Genomic DNA, 8190 nt, shown 5'->3' with positions numbered 1-8190 from the left:
CGACGCGCGTTTCCTGTTCTTCGGTGCTCGCAGCCTCCGAGGCCGCTCCGCCCCGATGCTTGGAAACCCACGCCGGGCGCGACCCTTCGGGCCGCTCTCGCTCGCCAGCCCGCATTTTCGGTCAGGCTCTGAAGAAAAAGAAGCAAGAAGACTTTTGATCTGTTCAGGGCCATCGCCTGTTCCCAGCACAAGGCTCCTGAACGAATCAGAGTTTTTTGGTTCTTTTTTGCAAAAAAGAACAAACCGGCGGAGCCGGCTCTGCAAACTGCTCCGGACCTGGTCACGATCCGTGCTACAAGCGAGCGATGGAAACCACTCCCCCCATTCCGCGCGCCGTTCTCGTCGGCATCCAGACCCCCGATGTCGATGACGTCGCCCATGAAGCCAGCCTCGAAGAACTGGGCCGCCTGGTCAAAACCCTGGGCTATGCAGTCGTCGGCTCGGTGTCGCAGAAGCGCGAAGGCACGGGTGCCGCGTCGCTTCTGGGCGCCGGCAAGCTGGAGGAACTAGCCGCCCTGACCGGCGGCAGCGGCGTCATCACCTCCATGGCGACACCCCCCATGACCAAGGCCCGGAAACGGTTCGAGGCCACCGCCGAAGCCCCCGGGCCGGCCGAACCCGAGCCGAATGCCTCCGACAGGCCCGAATTCGTGATCGTCGACCACGAACTCTCGCCCAGCCAGATCCGCAACCTCGAACGCGCCACGGGTGCGCAGGTGCTGGACCGCACCGGCGTCATCGTCGAAATCTTCCACCGCCATGCCAACACCCGCGAGGCGAAATTGCAGGTGGAGATGGCGCGCCTGAAATATGTCGCCCCGCGCCTGCGTGAATCCTCCCACGGCGGCGGCCGCCAGCAGGGCCCCGGCGCCGGCGAAAGCAATCTCGCCCTCGATCGCCGCAAGATCCGCGACCGGCTGGCGGAACTGAAAACCCAGCTTGAAGCGGTGCAGCGCGACAGCGACCAGCGCCGCTCCGCCCGCCGCGACCAGCTACGCGTCGCCCTGGTCGGCTATACCAATGCCGGCAAATCCTCCCTGATGCGCGCCCTCACTGGCAGCGAGGTGCTGGTGCAGGACAAGCTCTTCGCCACGCTCGACACCACGGTGCGCACGCTCCAGCCCGAAACCCGGCCGCGCGTGCTCGTCTCCGATACGGTCGGCTTCATCAAGCAACTGCCCCATGATCTGGTGGCCTCGTTCCGCTCCACCCTGTCCGAGGCGCTGGAAGCCTCACTGCTGCTCTTCGTGGTCGATGCGTCGGACCCGACCTATGAAGCGCAATTGGAGGTCAGCCGCAGCGTGCTGCGCGAGATCGGCGCGGATACCGTACCGTCCCGCCTCGTCCTGAACAAGATGGACCGGGTAGACGCCACCCGCCGCGCCGCCCTGCTGGAAAAACATCCCGACGCGATCATGCTCTCCGCCCACGCACCGGACGATGTAGGCGCCCTGCGCGAGACCATCATCGCCTTTTTCGAGGCCGAGATGATCGACGATGTTCTGGTTCTGCCTTACGCCAAACAGAAACTGATCGGCGAGATCTACGAGAGCGCACGGGTCCTGTCCGAAGAACATGACGAAACCGGCCGCGTGCTGAAGGTGCGCGCCCTACCCGGTGCCATGGCCCGGCTGCGGCGCATGCTCGCGTAAAACCGCCAACCCTGGGCCGTTCAGGGCAATCCGGTCCCGCAGCAACCGGCAGCCGGCTTCATCGTCCCCGACAGATCATCCAGGATGCAGCAATCGGGCCCCGGACCACCCGCGCATTCCGCATCGCACGCCGCCACGAACTGAACGAGGCTTTTCTCCAGCGCCGCCAGTTCGCGCAGCTTTACCTGCACGGCGGAGAGATGCGTCTGCGCCAGATCGCGCGCCTCCATGCATGAGCGCGACCGATCCTGGACCAGCGAGACCAGGGTCCGCACCTGCTCGATCGAAAAGCCGAAATCGCGACAACGGCGGATGAAGGTCAGGCGACGGACATCATCCTCGCCATAACAGCGCTGGTTACCCTCTCGCCGGTCGGGGCGCGGGAGGAGGCCGATCTCCTCATAATAACGAATGGTTGCCGCATTGGTGCCGGTACGCCCGGCAAGCGCACCAATCCTGTATCCTGCCATCACGCCCCCCAAATAGCCCTTGAACCTCAAGTTACTTGAACATGTATGCCCTGGCGAGCGGCGCGCATGGCGCCACACGCTACTACAGCACACCCAGGAGCAGACATGAGCGAAGGAATGGACACGGCCACGGACCAGGCACCGATTGCCTGCATGCTGGACGGCGACAGCTACCGGCAGCGAATGGTCTGGATCGCCGACCTGAATGCGCGGGCCCTGAAAGCCGCCCGACGCGACGATCTGCGCCTGACGCTCGATTACGCCCCCTCCGCCATCGCCGACATCCGGCGACTGATCGCGCAGGAACAGGCATGCTGCGCCTTCCTCAGCTTCGACCTGAAAAACCGTCCCGACACCCTGACGCTCGTGGTCACCGCGCCAGAGGCCGCACGCGATGCCGCCGAGACGATCTTCGCCATGTTCCAGGAAAAGACGCCGCAGCCCGCCCCCTGCGGATGCGCAGGAAACTGCGGCCCGGCGAAGGCCGAAGCGAAACCGCAAGGCAATCGGGCCGTCAGCGCCGCCGCCGCGACGGCATCGACGGCGGCACTCGCCTGCGGCGTCTGCTGCGTTCTGCCGCTCGCCCTCCCCGCCGTCCTGCTGGGGTCGGTCGGGGGAATCCTGGCATGGTTCGCCGATGCGCATCGTTACGTCACGCCGGTGGCCCTCCTGGCTGTGGCGGCCGGCTGGCTCCGCGTCCTCCAGCAGTCCCGGCAGACCGGAAAACGGCCCGCCACCTCGACATTGCACATCATGGGTTTCGCGACTGTCATGATGGCGTTGGCCTCTCTGTGGCCGAAATTCGAGGCACCGATCGCCGGCTTCCTCCGCCACTGACCGGCCCCGCAAACGTTCCCAACCCGCTACAGGCAGAACATCGGCCAGACAGGTCGCCGCACCTGTCCGCCCGCACCGCACATCAGAATGTCCGTGTCACGTGAAACATCCATTCCGCTTCCCTCCCGACCATTCGTGTGCCTAAGGCACACACTGAGGAGCGCACCAGAATGCCGACCAAAACGATGCATGACGCATACATCCGCACGAAGCTCCCCGCCCTGCATCGCGCACTGATCGAAATTGTCGGCGTGATGAACCGGCCGGAGCGGAACGAAGCCATGCTGAAGGCCGCTGGCCTCACGCTGGAACGCGCGCTGTTTCCGTTACTGGTGCTGGTCGAGCGGCTGGGCCCGATCGGCGTGGTCGATCTCGCCGGCCGCGTCGGCCGCGACCACACCACGGTCAGCCGCCAGATCGCACGGCTGGCGGAACTGGGGCTGGTCACCCGCCACGGCAGCACGGCGGACCGCCGCGTGCGTGAAGCAACGATCACCCCGCAGGGCAAAGCAGCGACCGACGCCGTCGACCGCGCGCGCGAGACCATGGCCATCGCGCTCTTCCAGGACTGGAGCGAGACCGATTTCGATCAGCTCATCCGCCTCATCGGAATGCTCGCGGAAGGCATGGCGAACATTCCCGCCGAAAGCGCCTGAACGGGCTCAAGGGGCCCGTGACCCCTTGACCAACGGAGAGGAAGCCCGCCGCCCCCGCCTCTCTTCACACGGGCATTATTTCCCCGGCACCAGCGCCTCGAACAGCCGAGCGATCGCCTCGGCACCCGGATCGGGCACGTTGTCCAGTTGCCCTTCGGGAATATAGGAGGCACGCCCGGCTTCCGCCTTGCCCATCCTCGCCGTCGCATCGGCCCCGCCGCGCGCCACGCGCACGATGTCTGCCCACGCCGCGCCCTCATCCAGCGCCCGCACGGCCGGGATCAGCGCATCGAGCATCGTGCGGTCGCCTTCCCGCGCCCCGCCATAACCCTGCATCGCCGCGATGCCTTCCAGCAAAGCTGCCTGCCAGCGCTCCTGTGTGCTGCGCCCCGCCGTCGCGAACAGAATGGACAGCAGCGCGCCGCTCGACCCGCCCGCATGCCGGGCCAGCAGGCGGCCCAGCGTCTGCATCAGCGCCTGGGGGTCGGCCAGCGGCAACCGGTCCAGCGCCCCGTCGATCACACGCGCAGTCTCGGCAAAGGTGGAACCGGCATCGCCATCGCCGATGCGCGCGTCCAGCGCGTTCAGCGCTTCCTCGTTCTCAAGCAGCGCCTTCGCGCCACGCTGCACCGCATCGCGCAGGGCGGGATTGTTCGAAGGCTCGGCAGCAAAAATATCCGGCAACGCCGGCACGGGAATCACCACAGGCTCCTGCCACGGCGCCATGCCCGTCCACGCCGTGGGTCCGACATCGGCCTGCAATGCCGCCGCGATCTCACCGGTCAGTTCCACCAGCGTGAGGGAAAACCCGTTCATGTCCAGCGCGGTCATGAACGGCGCCGGGCCGGCCACCAGCGCAACCTTCCGCGCCAGCGCGCTGCCGGCGAAGGCTTCCAGCAGCAGCGACATCTCGATCACCGGCGTGGTGCCCAGATTGTTCAGCATCAGGGCATAGCGCGCATCGCCCTCCGGCAGGGTCTCCAGCAGAGCATCCGCCGCCAGCGCCATCAGCGCACCGGCATCGGCCAGCGCAATGCGCTGCGCTCCCGGCTCGCCATGGATGCCCAGGCCCAGTTCGCCCTCATCCGCCGCCAGACGGCTGGCATGTTCTTCGTCATATGTATCGCAATCGCTCAGCGACAGGCCGATCGAGCGCGTGCGCGCCGCCACGCCGCCGGCAAAAGCCGCCACCCGGTCGAGCGACGCCCCGCTTTCGGCCATGTGGCCGGCAGCCTTGTGGACCAGTACCGTGCCCGCAATGCCCCGCGCCTGCCGGTGGCCGGGCAGCGAGATGTCGTCACCGACGATCACCATCTCCACCTTCAGTCCCAGCGCGCGTGCCTGCTCGGCGGCCAGCCCGAAATTCAGCCGGTCGCCCGTATAGTTCTTCACCACCAGCAGGCATCCGGCCTCGCCGGTCACGGCCAGAATGCCCGCCAGGATCGCATCCACCCCCGGCGAGGCAAACAGCGATCCACAGACCGCTGCCGTCAGCATGCCGCGCCCCACGAAGCCGGCATGGGCGGGCTCGTGCCCCGACCCGCCACCGGAAATCACGGCGACCTTGCCCGCACCCCGGTCCCAGTCCCGCCGCAGGACGACCTTGATGTCGGGATAACCATCCAGGCGGCACAGATCCTTCCCGGCGGGCGAACGCAGCAATCCTTCCAGCGCCTCGGGCACCAGACGTTCGCGCGTGTTGAAGAATCTTTTCATGCCGGAAAAGCCTTTCGCTCCGAATTCCACAATGCGCCTCCGCGCCGACCGGACGGCGGAAGGTGCAGGACAATAGGAAGCTCCCCTGTCCACGACAACGCCGCCCGCACGCGACCCGCCCCCGCTTGCACGGCGGTAGACAGCAGGGCGCAGGAATGCCGGCGCACACCGCGCCGGCACCGCCCCGATGCCGGACAAACGCCCCGCACCGCCACCCCGTTCCCTGGTGCGGCGAGGCCGGCATGCCCCGCCGCCACCCGCACATGTCGGATCAGGCGGGTTCGTCGTGATCCTCGATCACGAGCATCGACGCCGCATGCCCACGGCTGACGGCGATCGGCGGCGGGCCGGGCACATGCTTTTCCTGCTCGCGGACCAGCGTGATCAGGCCGGAACAGATAATCAGGCCAATACCGCTTAGCGTCACCATGTCGGCCCTGTCGCCGAACACCAGATGACCGATCGCCAGCGCCCAGATCATCTGGCTGTACTGGGTCGGCGCGATGGCCCCCGCCGATGCGTGGAGCGCGGAATGCATCAGCAGCACATTCGCCAGCGCCGCCAGCAGCCCGTAACTGGCCAATAGCGCAACCTGATGCAGGCTGGGCAGCGCGAAGGTCGGCAGGCTGACCAGTCCGCAGATGGTGATGCCGCCGAGAATGCCCGCCCCGAACAGCGAGATCTGCTTTTCATGTGCCCCCGACGCCCGGAAGGTCACGACCGATATCGCCCCTGCCAGACCGGCAACCACCGCCCCCAGATGACCGATCGACAGCGGCCTCAGGCCGGGCCGCAGCACGATCAGCACGCCGATGAAGCCAAGCGCGATCGCCACCCAGCGCGGCAGGCCGATCCGCTCCTTGAGGAAGACGATCGACATCAGCGTCACGAACGAAGGCTGAAGGAAGATCAGGGTGAACGCCTCGGCCATCGACAGGTGGCTGAAGGCCGTCACACTACCGATAATGCCCAGCGGATAGGCGATGAACCGCACCATCCACAGCCGGCGGTTCCGGGTCGCGAACACATCGACCAGCCGGTCCTTCCCTCCAAGCAGGAACGGAAACACCACCACGGCGCATAACGACCCGAAGAAAGCGCATTCATACGGCGGCAACCCGTCCCGGATCAGCTTGACGCTGGCATCACTGAACGAGAACGCGGCGAAGGCGGCAAAGGCCAGCATGATGCCGCGCAGCGTATCGGCACCGCCATGAGACGGGGAGGAAGGAGCGGGATGGGTCACTCTGATGGTCTCGGGAAAGGGGCGGACGCAGGATGGATCCGACAAGAGCGATGCCCCCTGCCCGTTTCAGAGCCATTCCGCAAGATCGCCGATGAACGTCCGGACCATCATGGAAAACGGCATGATGTCCGCCCAAAAATACCATGCCCCCTGCACGCCAGAACAGCGCAGTTATCACAGGCACGTGACTCCCGCCGGGACATTCGCGGACAGAACATGCATCGGCGACGGAAAATCCATTTTTATTTCAGGAGCCATTATAAACAAAAAATTGTGAGGAATATTAAGACACCGCCCCACGATCTCTTCTCCTGCCTTCCGCAAAAGAAGAAGAAAGACTTCTCATCGTTCAGGGACGTCATATCTCCCGGACACAAAACTCCTGAACAGATCAAAAGTTTTTTGGTTCTTTTTTCAAAAAACAACAGAAACCCACCCTCTCAAAGCGCCTTCTGTTCCCTCCAAGGCAACGATCCCCGCCCGGCACGCAGGAGGCATGACATGGTCGACAGACATATCCTGATCGCAGGCGCCACCGGCGTCGTGGGGCTGGCGGCGCTGGAGGCATTCCAGAACGCGGGCTGGACCGTCTCCACCCTCGGCCGCGCGGCGCAGGGGCCGGGGGTCGGCGCCCATATCAGCGCCGACCTGCTGGACCCGGTCGGTCTGGCCGGCTGGAAGGCGGCGCTCAAACCGGTCACGCATCTGTTCTACGCCGCGCTGAAGCCCGATGCCGATCCGGGCATCGAAGCCGACCAGAACGCCGCGATGCTGGAAAACCTGGTCGCAGCCCTGCACATCGCCGGGGCGCGGCTGGAACGGCTGATCATCATCCAGGGTGGCAAGGTCTATGGCGCGCATCTGGGCGTCTACAAGACTCCGGCCCGCGAGGATGACAGCCGCCATTTCCCGCCCAACCTCTATTTCCGGCACGAGGATTTCGCCCGCTTGCTGGAGCGCGAGGGCGTGCGATGGACCGCGTTGCGCCCCGATATCGTGATCGGCCATTCGCTGGGTTCGGCGATGAATCTCGGCAACCTGATCGGCGTCTACGGCACGCTGTGCCGCGAGACGCGCACCGCCATGCAGTTTCCCGGCCCGGCGGCGGCCTATGACGATACGCTGGTGAACGTAACGGGTGCCCAGGTGCTGGGCGAGGCCGCCCTGTGGGCCGCCACGACACAGGCCGATGGCGCGTTCAACATCACCAATGGCGACGTCTTCCGCTGGTCGCATGTCTGGCCGCACCTGGCGGAATGGTTCGGGCTGAGGGTCGGCGAGCCCCAGCCGATCTCGCTCGACCAGCGCCTGCATGCACTGGCCCCCGTCTGGTCCGCCCTGGCGGCGCGCCAGGGACTGGCGGAAGCCGACACCCGCCGGATCAGCCCCGGCAGCTTCGGCGATTTCATTTTCCACGTGCGGACCGACGCGATCTTCGACGTCACCAAGGCCCGCCAGGCCGGCTTTCCCGGCATGACGCGCCGGTCGGACGAGGTCCTGCTGGCCCATCTGGACGGCATGCGCCAACGCCGCCTGATCCCCTGACCACCCTCCGGGCGGGGCAGGAAGATGGTTGACCACGGCCCCGTCACGGGCAAGATCATCCATGAACC

At 66.0% G+C, this 8190-nt stretch carries 7 protein-coding genes; 4 read left to right on the top strand and 3 right to left on the bottom strand.

Annotated features, from left to right (window positions below):
• Positions 1 to 305: 305 nt before the first annotated feature.
• Positions 306 to 1652 carry a GTPase HflX gene (gene hflX, locus HLH35_RS18125; protein WP_182980478.1) on the top strand — a complete coding sequence of 449 codons (1347 nt, stop codon included), beginning with the start codon at positions 306 to 308 and terminating at the stop codon, positions 1650 to 1652.
• 20 nt (positions 1653 to 1672) lie between these two features.
• On the opposite strand, the gene HLH35_RS18120 is transcribed toward hflX, so the two are convergent.
• Positions 1673 to 2122: a MerR family transcriptional regulator gene (locus HLH35_RS18120; RefSeq protein WP_182980477.1), complete on the bottom strand. Its 450-nt coding sequence runs from the start codon at positions 2120 to 2122 to the stop codon at positions 1673 to 1675.
• Between the two features lie 105 nt (positions 2123 to 2227).
• On the opposite strand from HLH35_RS18120, the gene HLH35_RS19805 reads away from it, so the two are divergent.
• Positions 2228 to 2959 carry a hypothetical protein gene (locus HLH35_RS19805; RefSeq protein ID WP_220790763.1) on the top strand — a complete coding sequence of 244 codons (732 nt, stop codon included), beginning with the start codon at positions 2228 to 2230 and terminating at the stop codon, positions 2957 to 2959.
• A 170-nt stretch (positions 2960 to 3129) separates the two neighbouring features.
• The gene (locus HLH35_RS18110; protein ID WP_182980476.1) at positions 3130 to 3615 is read left to right on the top strand and encodes a MarR family winged helix-turn-helix transcriptional regulator; all 486 of its coding nucleotides are present in this window, start codon (positions 3130 to 3132) and stop codon (positions 3613 to 3615) included.
• A 75-nt stretch (positions 3616 to 3690) separates the two neighbouring features.
• On the opposite strand, the gene HLH35_RS18105 is transcribed toward HLH35_RS18110, so the two are convergent.
• Complete coding sequence (locus HLH35_RS18105) at positions 3691 to 5331, bottom strand: dihydroxyacetone kinase subunit DhaK (protein WP_182980475.1); 1641 nt, start codon at positions 5329 to 5331, stop codon at positions 3691 to 3693.
• A gap of 271 nt (positions 5332 to 5602) precedes the next feature.
• On the bottom strand, positions 5603 to 6577 hold the full coding sequence (locus HLH35_RS18100; protein ID WP_338029392.1) for a DMT family transporter: 975 nt from the start codon (positions 6575 to 6577) through the stop codon (positions 5603 to 5605).
• Between the two features lie 501 nt (positions 6578 to 7078).
• On the opposite strand from HLH35_RS18100, the gene HLH35_RS18095 reads away from it, so the two are divergent.
• A complete protein-coding gene (locus tag HLH35_RS18095) occupies positions 7079 to 8122 on the top strand; it encodes an NAD-dependent epimerase/dehydratase family protein (RefSeq protein ID WP_182980474.1) in 1044 nt (347 codons plus the stop codon).
• Positions 8123 to 8190 lie beyond the last annotated feature (68 nt).

It is taken from the genome of Gluconacetobacter asukensis (assembly GCF_014174375.1).
Lineage (GTDB): Bacteria > Pseudomonadota > Alphaproteobacteria > Acetobacterales > Acetobacteraceae > Gluconacetobacter > Gluconacetobacter asukensis.
This window is presented reverse-complemented; position numbering and strand designations above follow the sequence as displayed.